Genomic DNA, 15,685 nt, shown 5'->3' with positions numbered 1-15,685 from the left:
GGGTCGGCTCTGGCCTCGAAGCGTTGTCGAGGTGAAGAAGTACCAGGAGGGGATTATAGGCAACTTGGCCGCGTCTGGTTCGCCAGTGTGTCTATTATGGAAAAATGTCGATTTCGTTAAGATTCGAAGACAACCTGGTTAAGATTCGCTAGGATTTCGAGTGAATACAGGCCTTTGTTGCCCCTCTCTCTGCCGGACTTCCACTCCATGAAATCGGTGTTCTCGTTCGTTCGCGCCCACTCGCGCCCACTCGCCTGGTGCGCCGCTCTACTGTTCGTGCTCGTCTGGCACTGGCTGGCCATCCGGGCCGGCGGCCACTTCCTCCAGGTCGAACCCTGGGACTCGGCCTACACCCGCGATCTCGCCGCCCATCTGCTGCTCGGCGCGGTGCTGTTCGCGATGGCCCGCTCCCTGACACGCTTCATGATCGCCGCCACGGCCGTCTTCGGCGTTCTGACCTTCGGCAACGCCATGAAGCTCTCGACCCTGGGCGCGCCCGTGATGCCGGACGACTTCGCGGCGGCGCGCAACATGTTCCTGCTGCTCGACGGCTGGTCGCTGGTCGGGGCCGTGTTGCTGGTGGCCGTGCCGACCCTGCTGCTCGTCTGGTCGATCGATTGGAAACGTCGCTGGACCTGGGCCAATCTGGCGTTCATCGGCGCGGCCGTCGGACTGGTCGCCAGCTTTCCGGCCGATCTGGTGCGGGTGATGGACCAGCACTTCGGGCATTCGGTCTGGAACCAGCCGGCGAACTATCAGTCACGCGGCCTGCCGATCCACCTGCTCCAGGAGACCTCACGCGCGCTGGCGCGGCGCGTTCCGCCGCCGACGGCCCCGCAGGTCGAGCAGGCGCTACGGCTGGTGGCGGGCGAGCGGGCCGGCGAATTCATCCAGGTCACGCAGAACACCGCTGGCACCGTCTTTGCGCAACCCAAGCGCAATCTGCACATGATCGTCCTGGAGTCCTTCTGGGATCCGATGGCGCTGACCGCCTCCAGGCTCTCGGCCGATCCGCTCGATCCGGAGTTCCGTCGACTCTGGGCGCAGGCCGGACACTCACACCTGCTCGCGCCTGTGTTCGGCGGTTACACGGCCAACACCGAGTTCGAGATCCTGTGCGGATTCCCGGTGACGGCCGACAACGTCTTCTTCGAGACCGGACTCAAGCGCGACGTGCCCTGTCTGCCCGCGCATCTGGGCGAGGCCGGCTACCACAGTCTCGCCTCGCATCCGAACGCGGCGTCCTTCTGGAACCGGGTCAACGCCTATCGGCGCCTCGGCTTCGAGACCTACTGGACCGATCGCGACTTCGCGCTCGACGACATGAATCAGGCCTTTCTCGGCGACGCCTCGCTCTACCGGCAGGTCATGGAGCGGCTCGGGCCGGCGCTCGGCGGGCCGCGTCCGGTGTTCGATTATCTGCTGACCTACTTCGGCCATCTGCCCTACCCGCTCAATGAGCGCCGCCCGGCGGTCATCACGGCCGCCAAGGGGCACGAGGTCGTCGCCGCCTATGCCAATACGCTCTATTACAAGTCGCGCGAGCTCATGGCTTTTCTGCGCGAGCTGCGCGCGGCCGACCCGGACGGCCTGATCGTGCTCTTCGGCGACCATCTGCCGGCGCTGACGCCGAACTTCGGCGGCTATGCCGAATCCGGTCTGCTGGCCAGGCAGCGCGGTGCGCTCACCGACCCCATGTTCCGCACCCTGGTCGAGACGCCGCTCATCCTGATCGACGGTCGGCGCGGGCCGGTTGCGGTCGGCGACGTGCCGGCCTACCAGTTGCCGGCGCTGCTGCTCGACCGGCTCGGTGACCAGCGACCGAGTATCCTCAGGCTCGCGGCGCAAACCGGCGCGTTCGGGCGCATCCGCCCGCTGCCGGGCGTTCACTTCGTCGTCGAGGATGGCGCGAACGCGGCTCGGGTCTGTCGCGGTGCCGAGACCGACGCTGATTCATGTGCCGACTCGGCGCACTGGCTCCAGGCCGTCGAGACCCTGCGTACCGATCTCTTCAGCGGTGAGCAGCATGCCTTGCTCGACTTGCATCTACCCAGCCGACGCCTGCGCGCCGCTGATGTTCAGACTGGTCCGCAAACGCCGCTTTGAGCCTTTTTCGGTATGATGGAGTCAGCTTATCCGGCCCGGCCTCCATCATTCCCGACACGCTCATGCCTCCGACGACAGACAGCTCCGCACGACGGCTCGCACTGCAACACAACCGACGCCTATCCGTTGCCCCGATGTTGGACTGGACCGACAGACACTGTCGCTACTTCCTGCGTCTGATCAGCCGCCACACCCTGCTCTATACCGAGATGATCACCACGGGCGCGCTGATCCACGGCGATCGGGAGCGTTTTCTGCGCTATGACCCGGCCGAGCATCCGGTGGCGCTCCAACTCGGCGGCTCCGACTCCGAGGATCTGGCGCGCTGTGCGCGCATGGCCGAGGAGTGGGGCTATGACGAGATCAACCTGAACGTCGGCTGCCCGTCCGACCGTGTGCAGAACGGACGCTTCGGCGCCTGTCTCATGGCTGAGCCGGTGCTGGTGGCCGAATGCGTGACGGCGATGCGCGCGGCGGTGCGGGTGCCGGTGACGGTCAAGCACCGGATCGGTATCGACGAGCGCGACAGCTATGCCGAACTCGTCGATTTCGTCGGCCGGCTGAGCGAGGCCGGTTGCGATGCCATAATCGTCCACGCCCGCAAGGCCTGGCTCAAGGGCCTGAGTCCCAAGGAGAATCGCGACATCCCGCCCCTGCGCTATGAGATCGTGCGCGATCTCAAACGCGACTTCCCGCAGCTCCCGATCGTCATCAACGGCGGCATCGAGACCCTGGACGCAGCCGTCGATTTCCTGAGCGATCTCGATGGGGTCATGATCGGGCGCGCGGCCTATCACAATCCCTGGATCCTGGCCGAAGCCGACCGGCGTGTCTTCGGCGACACGCATCCGGCGCCGACACGCCGGCAGGTGCTCGAAGCCTTCATCCCTTACGCCGAGCGTCAGCTCGCCGCCGGCGTGCCGCTGAACGCCATGAGCCGCCATCTGCTCGGGCTCTTCCAGGGCCAGCCGGGCGCGCGTGCCTGGCGGCGGCGCATCAGCGAACAGGCCCACCGACCGGGCGCCGGGGTCGAGGTACTCGGGTTCGACAACCACGCGCGTCCATGAGCTGGATCGCGCTGGCGCTGATCTGCGCCTTCACCCTGGCCAGCGCCGACGCGGCGGCCAAGGCCTGGCTGCGCGATTTCACGGCCAGCGAACTGCTGGTGGTACGCTTCTGCCTTCCAGGACTGCTGATGACGCCTCTGCTGATCGGGATGCCGCCGCTCACCGAACTGCCCTGGGCCTTCTGGGGCTGGATGGCGGTCATGCTGCCGCTGGAGATGGCCGCCATGTGGCTCTATGTGGCGGCGATCCGCGACCATCCGCTCTCGCTCACCCTGCCCTATCTGGCCTTCACCCCGGTGTTCGTGATCGGCGTGGCCTGGCTGCTGCTCGGTGAGCAGGTCTCGGCGCGCGGCGTCCTGGGTATCCTGCTGGTCGTCGCCGGAGCCTGGCTGCTCAACAGCGCCCATGCCCATCGGCGCAACTGGCGCGGCTGGATCGCACCCTTCGTGGCCATTCTCGATGAACCCGGATCACGGATGATGCTCGCCGTGGCCGCGCTCTATGCGCTCACGGCGACCCTGGGCAAGGGCGCAATGCGCTATCTGCCGCCCGAGACCTTCGGCGCCTTCTATTTCGCGCTACTGGGGATGGCGGTCGCCCTGGTGATCGTCCTGCCGCGTCCGGGGCGATTGGTTCGACTCGCCCGCCGTCCCTGGGCGGTGCTGACGGTCGGCGGGCTGCTCGGAATCATGGTCTTCACTCACTTCCTGGCGATCCAGAAAGTCGAGGTCGCCTACATGATCGCCGTCAAGCGCACCAGCCTGCTGTTCGGCATCCTCTATGGCGCACTGGTCTTTCGCGAACCCGGAATCGCCGCACGGCTACCGGCCGGAGTGCTCATGTTAGGCGGCGTGGTCGTGCTTGTGATCTGAGGTCGTTGCGCGATTCGTGATGACTCCGGGGGCGCGAGCCGCGATCGCTCGACTCGACCTGCCGCTGAAGATCGCGCGCCCAGGCAAAGGCTTCGAGAAAATAGATGGCGAGCGTTTCGGCTCCCAGGCCTGGCAGTGACACCTCGGCCGTGCGATCGCCGTCCTCGAATCGCTGGGCCTTCGCCAGCACGTCGCCGAGAAAGCCCTCGTGCTTGAGAATGGCTTGCTTGATACGCGCATCGAGCGGCAGGTGCTCCAGGGCTTCGCGCAAGGGAATCAACAGAATCTCGTCGAGATTGGAAAAGAGACCCACGGTGAAGAGGGCGTCTTTCTCGGCATTGAAGTGACGTTCACCGACGATCTGACAGAAGCGCGCATAGGTCAGCGAGCGCGTGAAGCTATAGGGATTGCCCAGATCCAGGGCGCCCAGGGCCAGGAGCGCCGCCCACTGACGCACGGTGCGCAGACCGACGAGTGTGATGGCCTGCATCAGGGTCTGAATGGGCCGCCCCTGAGAGATCGCCGCATTGCCGATGAAGCGCAGCAGACGATAGCTCAGGGTGACGTCCTGACTGACGATGCGCTCGACCTCTTGCAGACTGATGGTCTCGTCCTGCAAACGTGCCAGCAGCCGCAAGGCTTGCAGGCAATTGGCCGGCGGCCGCTTGCCGGATAGCACCTCGGGTCGGGCGAGGTGATACCCCTGAAAGAGGTCGAAGCCCAATCCGAGACAATCCTGGAACTGCTGCTGGGTCTCGATCTTCTCGGCCAGCAGACGCGGCCGATACCCGGCCGGCAGTGAGGCGATCTTGGCCGCGATCGCCGCATGGTCGTCATCGAGTACGTCGAATTTGACGATGTGCGCCAGAGCGAGCAGCGGCTCCCACTCGGGCGTGTAAATGAAATCATCGAGCGCCAGGGTAAAGCCCTGCTCCACCAGCCGTCTGGCCGACTCGACCAGATCGGGCGTGATCCGCACCGTCTCCAGGATCTCCAGCACCACACGCTCTGGCGGTAGCGCCTGGATGAGTTCGCTCGCCAGCAAGCCTTCGGTCAGATTCAGGAACAGCAGCTTGTCGTCTCCCAGATGCTCGACACCGATGTCGATGAAAGCATTGAGGATGACCTGCGAGGTCGCCTGATCGGGGTCGATCGAACCGTGGTCGAACGCCTGTGCGGCGGCCGCGCTGCGAAACAGCAACTCATAGGCCACGATGCGTCGTTCGCGGTCGAAGATCGGCTGTATACCGAGAAAGGTGTCTGACATCGTTCACTCGCCGATCGCAGGATCAGTCCATTGGGGATTGAGTGCTATTGTGACGGCTTGCGGGCCACCACACCAGGGTCTCGGAGACACGCAAAGGCGACTCACAGCGAACGCTGGCACCGATCCTGGTCGGGAGCGGCGGTCAATGCATCAACATCGGGTGTCGAATCCGCATCGAGCAAGGTGCGCAGACGAGCGAGGATCTCTGAGAAGGCGTTGTCGCGACTGGTATCGATGACGAGCGCGCGTCTGTGTTCCAGCTCGCTCAATGGCTGGCGGCTCGCGTGCTGGCACTCCAGCACCGAGAGATCGGCCTCGGAGACATCGGCCCCCTGCGCGAGGCGTCGCATCACCCGTTCGCGCAGCACCTCCAGCGGCGCCTCCAGTGCCAGGATCGCAAATCCGGCCCGATGCCGGCGCGCCAGCGCTGCGAAGCGCTCACGTCGTTGGCGAGCGATGAAGGTCGCGTCGACCAGTACGTCGTAGCCGCTGGCCAGGATACCGTCGGCCAGACGATGCAGACGCTCATAGGTCCAGTCGGTCGCGCGCGGAAAATAGATACCGCGATCGATGCTGCTGGCGGTTCGCGCCAGCTCGCCCAACCCGAACAGCCGTTTGCGCTCGATGTCCGAGCGCAGATGGATCATCGGCAACGCCTCGCGCAGTCGACTCGACAACCGGCTCTTGCCCGATCCCGGCAGGCCGCAGGCGATCAGCAGATGCCGGCGGCGTGCCCAGGTGTAGGACTGGGCCAGTTCCAGATAGCGTGCGAAGTCGTCGCGCAGGGCCTGTGCTTCAGCGAACGGCGGATCGTCTTGTCCCCATCGGATCGCCAGCACCTTGGCCCGCACCAGAGCGCGATAGACCTTGTAGAAGTCGAGCATGGCCAGAGCGCCATAATCCCCGCTGCGTTCCAGATAACGGTTGAGGAAACGCTGAGCCGCGCCGCGCTCGCCCTCCTGCTCCAGGTCCATGATGAGAAAGGCGATCTCGCTGGCGGTGTCGATCCAGCGCAGATTGGGATTGAATTCGATGGCGTCGAAAATCCGGATCCGGCCGTCGACGAGCGCGATGTTGCCGCGATGCATGTCGCCATGACACTCGCGCACGAACCCCTCGGCGCGGCGCTTCTCGATCACGGGAGTCAGTGCCTCGAAGCGGTTGCGGCTCCAGCTCTCGAGCGCCTCCAGGCGCGCCAGATCCTCAGGACTGTCGAGACGGACGCGGATCTGGGTCAGATTCTCCAGCATGGGTTCGAGCACCCGCGCGGGCGTGCCGAAACCGCTGTTTGGACCAGCGATGGGGATGTCGGCATGAAATTCGGCGATATGCTCGGCCAGCCGTGTCATCAACTCAGACGTTACCGGCTGTCGGTCGAGCAGGGCCGACTGCGGAAAGCGGCGCATCCAGACGCCGTACTCCAGAACCGGCCCCGGACCGCCGATGCGCGGTGCGTCGAGCGAGCCATTGACCGTGACGACGCCAAGATAGAGATCCGGTGCCAGACGGCGGTTGAGCCGCACTTCCTCCTCGCAGCCGTGGCGGCGGCGCTCCAGGGTCGAGAAGTCGAGGAAACCGAGATCCAGCGGTTTCTTGAACTTGTAGGCGTACTCACCGGCCAGCAGCACATGCGAGATGTGGGTCTCGATGTGCTCGACGCTGTCGGCCTCGTGCGGATAGGCGCTCGGGTGCCGCAGTCCCGCGATCAACAGTGAAAGATCATCGTGCTTCATCGCCCTACCCCGTGACCCGGCCCGCGCTGGAATGCGCACACGGCCGAGTGTCCGTGCACGGTGAAATGTCCTGGCTGGAATCCAGACTCGGTTGAACAAAGCCGCCTCGACTCAGTAAGATCCGACCGTCATCCATCCCACTGTCAAGTGTAGAGAATTCCATGTCGATCGAACGCATCGTTTTCGCCGTCGCCGGCGGCTTCATCCTGATCTCACTGCTGCTGGCCCATTTCGTCAGCCCTTACTGGCTGTGGTTCACCGCCTTCGTCGGTGCCAACCTCTTCCAGTCGGCCTTCACCGGCTTCTGTCCGCTAGCGATCATCCTCAAGAAGCTCGGCAAACAGAGCGGGCCGGCGTTCTGATTCCGACCACGGTCAGTCGTCCTCTTCGACCGGCTGCGCCCAGAGGTCGTGCTCTCCGGCTTCGGTGATCACGACCTCGATGAAGTCGCCCGGATCGATCTCCCAGGCGCCCTCAATGATGACTTCGCCGTCGATCTCGGGGGCGTCGCCGTAACTGCGGGCGATGATGGCGTCCTCTTCCACCGCGTCGACCAGCACCGTGAGCCGCTGACCGACGCGCGCGGCCAGTTTCTCGCGGCTGATGCCGGCCTGGACGTCCATGAAGCGTTCCAGCCGTTCCTGCTTGACGGCCTCGGGCACCGGATTCGGCAATTCATTGGCCGCTGCACCCTCGACGGCTGAATACGGAAAGCAACCGACCCGATCGAGCCGCGCCTCGCGCAGAAAGTCCAGCAGTCGTTCGAAATCGTCTTCGGTTTCGCCCGGAAAGCCGACGATGAAGGTACTGCGCAGCACCAGATCAGGACAATCGGCACGCCAGCGGGCCAGACGGTCCAAGACCTTCTCGGTTGCCGCCGGGCGGCGCATCGCACGCAGCACCGACTCGCTGCCATGCTGGAGCGGCATGTCCAGATAGGGCAGGATCACCCCATCGGCCATCAGCGGGATGAGTTCGTCGACGTGCGGATAGGGATAGACATAGTGCAGCCGAATCCAGGCCGGCAGTTCGCCCAGAGTCCGCGCCAGCTCGGTGATGTGGGTGCGCAGCGGACGCCCGCCCCAGAAATCGGGGCGATGGCCCAGATCCAGCCCATAGGCGCTGGTGTCCTGCGAGACCACCAGCAGTTCGCGCACGCCGGATTCGACCAGACGGCCGGCCTCGTCGAGGATCTCACCGATCGGGCGACTGACCAGATCGCCGCGCAGACTGGGGATGATGCAGAAGCGGCAGCGATGGTTGCAGCCTTCCGAGATCTTCAGATAAGCGTAATGGCTTGGCGTCAGCCGCACGCCCTGCGGCGGGATGAGACTGGTGAAGGGATCGTGCGGGGCCGGCAGATGCGCGTGCACGGCGGCCATCACCTCTTCCAGCGCGTGCGGGCCGGTGACGGCCAGCACCTCGGGATGCCGCTCGCGCACCAGCTCCGCGCGCGCACCGAGACAGCCGGTGACGATCACCCGCCCGTTCTCGTCGAGCGCCTCGGCGATGGCGTCCAGCGACTCATCGACCGCCGAATCGATGAAGCCGCAGGTGTTGACGATGACCAGATCGGCCTCGGCGTGGGTCGGCTGGAGCTGATAGCCCTCAGCGCGCAGCCGGGTGAGGATGCGTTCGGAGTCGACCGTGGCCTTGGGGCAGCCGAGACTGACGAAACCGATGCGTGGAGCCAGTCCGTGCGGATGGAGCGCGCCACTGGAGTTGGATGAGGTCTTCAAGGGATGACGATGCCTGGGATTGAGAAATGAACGGAAGGAACCATTGAACCTGGCTCAAACTTGAGTAAGGATAGCGCGGCTTTCAACGATACCCGGGATCGATCATCGTCCGGCCCGTCCACGGGCGAGCCGAAGCGCCATTCACACACAGACGAGCGGACAGAAAGACTGATGAGAAGCTGTAAACTCTGCAAGTACAGTCGGATCTGCAACGACCTGCCGGGCATCTGCATTCTACTCCCTTACGTGGCCATCACCGTGGTCACGGTCGCCCTGGGTTATCTGTTCGTCACCCAGGAACTCATCTGAATCGCGACGAGGTGTCTCTTGCCGCTGTCGGTGTTCGTCTGGACGGGATGGTCTGACTCGGGATGCTGAGCTTTCTGGTGCTTGGAATCGTGCTGGGCCTGTCTGCCGGACTCGCGCCCGGTCCCGTGCTCACGCTCGTCATCTCGGAGACGCTCCAGCATGGCGCACGCGCCGGAATGAAGGTGGCCATCGCGCCGCTACTCACCGACGCACCGCTCATCCTGCTGACCCTGGCGCTCCTGTCACGGCTCGCGGAACTCGATGGCGTGCTCGGGGTGCTGTCACTGGCTGGCGGCGGCTTCGTGTCGTTTCTGGGCTGGCGCACGCTCGGTACTCAAGGGGTCCGACTCGATGGTGAGGCGCCGGCCTCACGTTCGCTGACCAAGGGGATGCTGGCCAATCTGCTCAGTCCGCATCCCTATCTGTTCTGGTCGAGCGTCGGCGCGCCCATCATGGCCAAGGCCATGAGCCAGAGTCCGGGCGCGCTCCTGGTGTTCCTGATCAGCTTCTATGCCCTGTTGGTCGGCGCGAAGATCGCGCTGGCGTTGCTGGTCGGGCGGTCGCGTGCCTTCATGAGCAGGCCTGTCTATCTCTACACCCTGCGTGGATTGGGTCTGATGCTGATGATCCTGGGGCTGGTGCTCATGTATGAAGGAGGCGTCTGGCTCGGCTGGATCGACGGCTGAAAAATCGATTGAACGATCGGGGCGGATGACCGTCAGACGTTCACAATCGCTCTGTATCGTGTTCCGAAGCAACCCTGGCACAGGAGGAGACAGCCGATGACGACCGCCACCCCGCTCACACCCGAGCAGCTCGACCGGATCGACGCCTACTGGCGCGCCTGCAACTATCTGGCCGTGGGCATGATCTATCTGCGCGACAATCCGCTGTTGCGCGAACCGCTCAAGCCGGAGCACATCAAACAGCGGCTCCTGGGCCATTGGGGCGCGAGTCCCGGGCTCTCGTTCATGTATGTGCATCTCAACCGGATCATCCGCGAGCGCGATCAGGACGCGATCTTTCTCGCCGGTCCCGGTCATGGCGCACCGGGCGTGCTGGCGCCGGTCTATCTGGAAGGCACCTACTCCGAGATCTATCCCAACAAGAGCGAGGACGAGGAGGGCCTGAAGGCGTTCTTCAAGCAGTTCTCCTTCCCCGGCGGCATCGGCTCGCACTGCACGCCCGAGACGCCCGGATCGATCCACGAGGGCGGCGAGCTGGGCTACTCGATCTCGCATGCCTTCGGCGCGGCCTTCGACAATCCGGACCTGCTGGTCGCGGTGGCGGTCGGCGACGGCGAGGCCGAGACCGGGCCGCTGGCCACCTCCTGGCATTCGAGCAAGTTCCTGAATCCCATCCGCGACGGCGCGGTGCTGCCGATCCTGCATCTCAACGGCTACAAGATCAACAATCCGACCCTGCTCTCGCGCATCCCCGACGAGGAGCTGGCCAGTCTCATGCGCGGCTATGGCTGGACGCCGCATTTCGTCGCGGGCGACGATCCGCTGACCCTGCATCAGACCATGGCGGCGACGCTGGACGCCTGTCACGACCAGATCCGCGCCATCCAGCACGCCGCGCGCGCAAGCGGTGAGGCCACACGCGCCCACTGGCCGATGATCGTCTTGCGCACGCCCAAGGGCTGGACCGGCCCGTCCGAGGTCGATGGGCACAAGGTCGAGGGGTTCTGGCGCGCGCATCAGGTGCCGCTCTCGGGGATGCACGACAATCCGGAACACCTCAAGCAGCTCGAAGACTGGCTGCGCAGTTACAGACCCGAAGAGCTGTTCGACGCCCAGGGACGGCTGATCCCCGAACTCAAGGCGCTCGCGCCCCAAGGAACCAAACGCATGAGCGCCAGCCCGCACGCCAACGGCGGACTGATCCGCCGCGCGCTGCGGATGCCGGATTTCCGCGACTATGCCATCCGGGTCGACAAGCCCGGCACCGCGCGCGCCATGAACACCAAGCCGACCGGCGCGCTACTGCGCGATGTGATGGCGCGCAACCTGGACAACTTCCGCGTCTTCGGCCCGGATGAGAACAGCTCCAACAAGCTCGATGCGGTCTATGAGGTCAGCAAAAAACTCTGGCTGTGCGACTACAAGCCCGAGGATGCCGACGGCGGCGAACTCTCACCCGACGGGCGCGTGCTCGAAATGCTCTCCGAGCACACCCTGGAAGGCTGGTACGAGGGCTATGTGCTGACCGGGCGTCACGGTTTCTTCGCCACCTATGAAGCCTTCGTCCATGTCATCGACAGCATGTACAACCAGCACGCCAAGTGGCTGTCGATCTGCGAGGACATCCCCTGGCGCGCGCGCATCTCCTCGCTCAATCTGCTCATCACCTCGACCGTCTGGCGTCAGGATCACAACGGATTCACCCACCAGGATCCGGGGTTCCTCGATGTCGTCGTCAACAAGAACCCCGAGGTCACGCGCATCTATCTGCCGCCGGATGTGAACACCCTGCTCTCGACCGTCAACCACTGCCTCCAGAGCCGCGACGACATCAATGTCATCGTCGCCGACAAGCAGAGCCACTTGCAGTATCTCGACATGGATGCGGCCATCAAGCACTGCACCAAGGGCATCGGCATCTGGGAGTGGGCGAGCAACGATCAGGGCGCCGAACCCGATGTGGTGATGGCCGGCTGCGGCGACATCCCGACCAAGGAGGCGCTGGCGGCCACGGCTCTGCTGCGCGAGCATTTCCCCGACATCAAGATCCGCTTCATCAACGTCGTGGATCTGTTCAAGCTCCAGCCGGCGGGCGAGCATCCGCATGGGTTGTCGGACGCGGATTTCGACAGTCTCTTCACCAAGGACCGTCCGATCATCTTCAACTTCCACGGCTACCCCTGGCTGATTCATCGACTGGCCTATCGGCGCACCAATCACAAGAACCTGCATGTGCGCGGCTACAAGGAAAAGGGCAACATCAACACGCCGCTCGAACTGGCGATCAGCAATGAGATCGACCGCTTCAGTCTGGCGATCGACGTCATCAACCGCGTGCCGCGGCTCCAGGTGGCCGGGGCGCATGTGAAGGAAACGCTGCGCGACCAGCAGATCGAGTGCCGCAACTATGCCTATGAGCACGGCATCGACAAGCCGGATGTGGATGAGTGGGTGTGGCCATTCTGAGCCAGGAGTAGGCAGTCGGGTCTATCTGATGACGAAGATCTGCCTCGTGATCGAAAATGGCTTTTTGATATCAACGCCATTGCGACATATCGGTTATCGATATACGATCAAGATATGTCGATCCAGTCATTCAAATGCGCTGACACGCGGTGCTTGTTCGAGCGCCGACGTGTCAAGCGCTTCGTGAATATCGAGAGCCAGGCGCGGCGTAAGCTGAGTTATTTGGATGCGGCCCGCGACCTGTCCGACCTGCGTGTGCCGCCCGGCAATCGTCTGGAAGTCTTGCGCGGCGATCGGGCCGGTCAGCACAGTCTGCGCATCAATGACCAGTGGCGCCTGTGCTTCGTCTGGACGGCCGATGGTCCCACGGATGTAGAGATCGTCGATTATCACTAGAGGTGTGATCGTCATGACCGAAAAGCTGCCCCCCATCCATCCCGGCGAGATTCTGCGCGAGGAGTTCATGCAGCCGCTGGGACTGTCCTGCAATGCTCTGGCGCGCGCTATGGGCGTGACTCCGGCGCGTATCAATGAAATCGTGCGCGAACGTCGCGGTGTGTCGGCGGAAACAGCGCTGCGCTTGGCGCGTGTCTTTGGCACTTCCGTCGATCTATGGATGAACCTGCAACAGCGCTATGAACTGGAGTGCGCGAAGGATGCACTCGGAGACGCACTTGAGAAGATCAAGCCGATCGATTTGGCGGCTTGACGATAGGGTCAGTGTCTCACGCCTCGACCATCTGCACCACGATCAACCGCCCGCCCTCGCCCTTGGCCAGCAGGATCTGCTGGCCATCCTGGAGTTCGAGCCGGCCGCCGATCGGAACCGCCGTCCGGGTGGAAACGTCCAGCAGATCCGGCAGACCCTCGTTGACCAGCCACCAGCGCCCACCCTGGAGGACGAAATAGCCGACACGCCGTTTCTGGTCTTCGGTGAGCTTCTCGTTGGGGGCGATCAGGGCATTGGCATGCCAGGGGAACAGCGACTGGCCGGTCCAGACCATGAGACGGTGGTCATCCGGCCGGAAGCGCCCTTCCTCGCGTGAGGAATAGAGGTTGAGGATCGGCAGCCGACCGTGGAAAGGCGTGCCGCAGAAGGGACAGGCCGGGCGCGTGCTGTTGTCGAACACATACCACTTCTGCTCGCAGTCGGGATTGTGGCAGGGCTGCACCAGATCGACCGTCTTGACCAGCGCCGTCTCCCAGTCGTTGGCCGAGGGGCGGCGCACCGGATCGTGCAGCCCGTCGATGAACGCCTGCTCGAACAGCCGTGCCAGATAGGGGCCGGTGAGTCGATAGGGCCGCGCCTCGGTATCGGCCCAGGGCAGTTCGGTCGACCGGACATCGGCCAGCCGGATGCGGTTGCGCGGGTCGTGCGGATGCTCGACGAAGAGCGCGTGCTGGCCCATCGACAGCGTCTCGTCATGCTGCTCGTCGTCGAGGTCGTGGACCTGGCCGCCGCGCAGCGGATGGCGGTAGAGCAGGTACATGTAGATCAGCACTGCCAGGGCGTGCAGGTCGGTCTCGCGTCGGGGCAGATGACGCGCCGGATCGGTCTTGGGCAGATGGCTGGTCATGACCACTTCCGGGGCGATGAAATCCGGCGTGCCGACCACATCGGGCGGATACTTGCCCGGCACCACCAGACCGTCGACGTCGATGACGCAGGCCAGCCCGCGTGAAGGATCGATCAGGACGTTCTTGTAGGACAGGTCCGAGTGCGCCAGCCCGGCCATGTGCAGCCGGCGCACGGCGCGCGCCAGCCGCAGACAGGCGCGGAGATGACCGAGCCAGTCGCCCAGCTCGCGCGGGTCCATGAAGCGGTGGCGCAGATTGGCCGCCGCGAACCATTTGCCCTCCTTCTCGCGACCCCGGATCTTGAGCATGTCGTCATTGCGCGAGCCGTGCTCGAAGAAGAAATGACGCGGGTAGGCCGGCGCGACCAGCCCGAACCGGCCATCGTGTTCCAGCATCGCCGTCGGCCAGCAGAAGAGGTCGCGCCAGTAGTCGCCGCCGGCCTGCCCGAAGATGTTGTCGCGATACTGGCCGGTGATCATCTCCAGACGCTCACGCGCGGCCTGATCCGGAAGCGATTTGTAGAAGGCGACCACATAGGAGCGATCGGGGGCGAAATAGACCTCCTTCATCGCGCCCGAACCGATGACCTCATCGACGAACTCCAGCCGCTGACCGTCGAGCGTGCGGCAGGTGATGACGCTGGCCATGTTCAGTCCTCCTTCGTCTTCAACCAGTACAGAGCGAGGGTGCGGTCGTCATGGTCGCCCGGCGAGAAGAAGCCCAGCCAGTCGACGAGCGCCCGATCCGGTTCGGCGGCATCCAGGACCGGGGCGAGCTCGTCCCAAAGGGCGTCCCAGCGGCCCGGATCGGCCAGTCCGCTGTCGGTCTCGAAACGCGGGTCGGAGACGCCGTCGGTCATGAGCAGCACGGCGGTCAGATCCTGGAAACAGCCCAGACCGATACGCCGGGCGAAGCTCTGATCGGCGAGCGCGGCGCGGTCGAGGAAGCGGGTCTGACCGGCGAACTCGCCGCTGTCCGGCCGCCCCATCAGCCGTACCCGACCGCGTGGACCATAAGCGGCGATGGCGCCGTCGCCCATCCAGAAGCTGGCCACGAAGGTTGCCTGGCCCTGGCGTCTGACGACGGCGGCCAGCAGGGTGGTGGCATAGTCGCGAGGCTGGGCGCTGCGCGTCGCGGCCTCCTGCTCGATCGCCTGGATGGCGCGGTTCGCCGCCTCATGGAAGCGATCCTGAAACGCCGAGCCCAAGGTCTTGGCGCTGGCATCCGGCTCGGTGTCCCAATTGGCCAGGACGGCGTTCAGATGTGCACCCTGATCGCCTCGAAGACTGGACAGCAGATGCTCACCAGCGATCGTGACGGCCAGTCTGGAGCCTTCGCGCGAGAACCGAGCACTGCCCGCGCCATCGGCCACGATCAGCAGGCTCCAGCCGTTCTCGGCATCCAGTGCGATGCGGTAATCGTCTTCACGAAAGCGGCCGGCGTGCTCGTGCGAGCGCCCGCGACGGCTGGCGGCGATCAGGCCGGCCTCCTCGGCCTGGAGCAGACGGCTATCGGTGTGCGGTTTGCGATAGGGCGCGTCCTCGGGCGGCTCGACGACCCGCCACAGACTCCGGGGATCGGGGTTGACGATCAGCAGACACTCACCCGAATGGCCGGCGCCCTTGCCCGAACTCCAGCGCAGTGGCAGACGATGGTCGCCGGCCGTCAGCGGTGTACCGCGCAACTCGCCGCTGCCGGGGTCGAAGCGCAGTCCGAATCCCGCCGGGATCTCGACCTCCTGGACGATGAGCGTCTGACCCTCGATACCCCGCGCTTCGATCCTGGCGGCATATTCGACACCGACCCTGGCATTGGGCACGTAGAAGCTGATCCGGGTCGTTGTGTCCTGTGCGCTCATGCCG

The 15,685-nt window shown here is 64.6% G+C and carries 14 protein-coding genes; 9 read left to right on the top strand and 5 right to left on the bottom strand.

Translation table 11 applies throughout. From position 1 onward, the window contains the following. The first annotated feature begins 207 nt into the window (after window positions 1-207). The 3 genes from ALVIN_RS05170 to ALVIN_RS05160 all read left to right on the top strand — a co-directional run bounded on the left by ALVIN_RS05170 (window position 208) and on the right by ALVIN_RS05160 (window position 4,045). Window positions 208-2,106: an LTA synthase family protein gene (locus ALVIN_RS05170; protein WP_012970258.1), complete on the top strand. Its 1,899-nt coding sequence runs from the start codon at window positions 208-210 to the stop codon at window positions 2,104-2,106. Between the two features lie 62 nt (window positions 2,107-2,168). Then, a complete protein-coding gene (dusA, locus tag ALVIN_RS05165; protein ID WP_081442715.1) occupies window positions 2,169-3,173 on the top strand; it encodes a tRNA dihydrouridine(20/20a) synthase DusA in 1,005 nt (334 codons plus the stop codon). Beyond that, on the top strand, window positions 3,170-4,045 hold the full coding sequence (locus tag ALVIN_RS05160) for a DMT family transporter (protein ID WP_012970256.1): 876 nt from the start codon (window positions 3,170-3,172) through the stop codon (window positions 4,043-4,045). Before dusA ends, ALVIN_RS05160 begins: the two co-directional genes overlap by 4 nt. On the opposite strand, the gene ALVIN_RS05155 is transcribed toward ALVIN_RS05160, so the two are convergent. Further along, the gene (locus tag ALVIN_RS05155; protein WP_012970255.1) at window positions 4,011-5,312 is read right to left on the bottom strand and encodes an EAL and HDOD domain-containing protein; all 1,302 of its coding nucleotides are present in this window, start codon (window positions 5,310-5,312) and stop codon (window positions 4,011-4,013) included. The genes ALVIN_RS05160 and ALVIN_RS05155 overlap by 35 nt on opposite strands. Before the next feature lie 101 nt (window positions 5,313-5,413). Further along, window positions 5,414-7,045 (bottom strand): bifunctional aminoglycoside phosphotransferase/ATP-binding protein, encoded by a 1,632-nt coding sequence (locus tag ALVIN_RS05150; RefSeq protein ID WP_012970254.1) that lies wholly within the window; start codon window positions 7,043-7,045, stop codon window positions 5,414-5,416. A 161-nt stretch (window positions 7,046-7,206) separates the two neighbouring features. Between ALVIN_RS05150 and ALVIN_RS05145 the strand changes: the two genes are divergently transcribed. Further along, window positions 7,207-7,407: a YgaP family membrane protein gene (locus tag ALVIN_RS05145; protein WP_012970253.1), complete on the top strand. Its 201-nt coding sequence runs from the start codon at window positions 7,207-7,209 to the stop codon at window positions 7,405-7,407. A gap of 12 nt (window positions 7,408-7,419) precedes the next feature. On the opposite strand, the gene rimO is transcribed toward ALVIN_RS05145, so the two are convergent. Next, window positions 7,420-8,784: a 30S ribosomal protein S12 methylthiotransferase RimO gene (gene rimO / locus ALVIN_RS05140; protein WP_012970252.1), complete on the bottom strand. Its 1,365-nt coding sequence runs from the start codon at window positions 8,782-8,784 to the stop codon at window positions 7,420-7,422. A gap of 171 nt (window positions 8,785-8,955) precedes the next feature. Between rimO and ALVIN_RS17775 the strand changes: the two genes are divergently transcribed. The 5 genes from ALVIN_RS17775 to ALVIN_RS05120 all read left to right on the top strand — a co-directional run bounded on the left by ALVIN_RS17775 (window position 8,956) and on the right by ALVIN_RS05120 (window position 12,954). Then, on the top strand, window positions 8,956-9,093 hold the full coding sequence (locus ALVIN_RS17775; protein WP_012970251.1) for a hypothetical protein: 138 nt from the start codon (window positions 8,956-8,958) through the stop codon (window positions 9,091-9,093). A gap of 62 nt (window positions 9,094-9,155) precedes the next feature. Continuing rightward, the gene (locus ALVIN_RS05135; protein ID WP_012970250.1) at window positions 9,156-9,779 is read left to right on the top strand and encodes a LysE family translocator; all 624 of its coding nucleotides are present in this window, start codon (window positions 9,156-9,158) and stop codon (window positions 9,777-9,779) included. 96 nt (window positions 9,780-9,875) lie between these two features. Continuing rightward, a complete protein-coding gene (locus ALVIN_RS05130; protein WP_012970249.1) occupies window positions 9,876-12,245 on the top strand; it encodes a phosphoketolase family protein in 2,370 nt (789 codons plus the stop codon). 114 nt (window positions 12,246-12,359) lie between these two features. Further along, complete coding sequence (locus ALVIN_RS05125) at window positions 12,360-12,641, top strand: type II toxin-antitoxin system RelE/ParE family toxin (RefSeq protein WP_012970248.1); 282 nt, start codon at window positions 12,360-12,362, stop codon at window positions 12,639-12,641. Window positions 12,642-12,654: 13 nt separating this feature from the next. Continuing rightward, a complete protein-coding gene (locus tag ALVIN_RS05120) occupies window positions 12,655-12,954 on the top strand; it encodes a HigA family addiction module antitoxin (protein WP_012970247.1) in 300 nt (99 codons plus the stop codon). 16 nt (window positions 12,955-12,970) lie between these two features. On the opposite strand, the gene ALVIN_RS05115 is transcribed toward ALVIN_RS05120, so the two are convergent. Both ALVIN_RS05115 and ALVIN_RS05110 read right to left on the bottom strand, forming a co-directional pair. Beyond that, window positions 12,971-14,470, bottom strand: coding sequence for a helix-hairpin-helix domain-containing protein (locus ALVIN_RS05115; protein WP_012970246.1), 1,500 nt, complete (start codon window positions 14,468-14,470; stop codon window positions 12,971-12,973). A 2-nt stretch (window positions 14,471-14,472) separates the two neighbouring features. After that, window positions 14,473-15,681 carry a PP2C family serine/threonine-protein phosphatase gene (locus tag ALVIN_RS05110; RefSeq protein ID WP_012970245.1) on the bottom strand — a complete coding sequence of 403 codons (1,209 nt, stop codon included), beginning with the start codon at window positions 15,679-15,681 and terminating at the stop codon, window positions 14,473-14,475. Window positions 15,682-15,685 lie beyond the last annotated feature (4 nt).

The organism is Allochromatium vinosum DSM 180, assembly GCF_000025485.1.
Classification (GTDB): domain Bacteria; phylum Pseudomonadota; class Gammaproteobacteria; order Chromatiales; family Chromatiaceae; genus Thermochromatium; species Thermochromatium vinosum.
The sequence above is the reverse complement of the archived record's forward strand: the minus strand, read 5'-3'. Positions and strand labels throughout refer to the sequence as shown.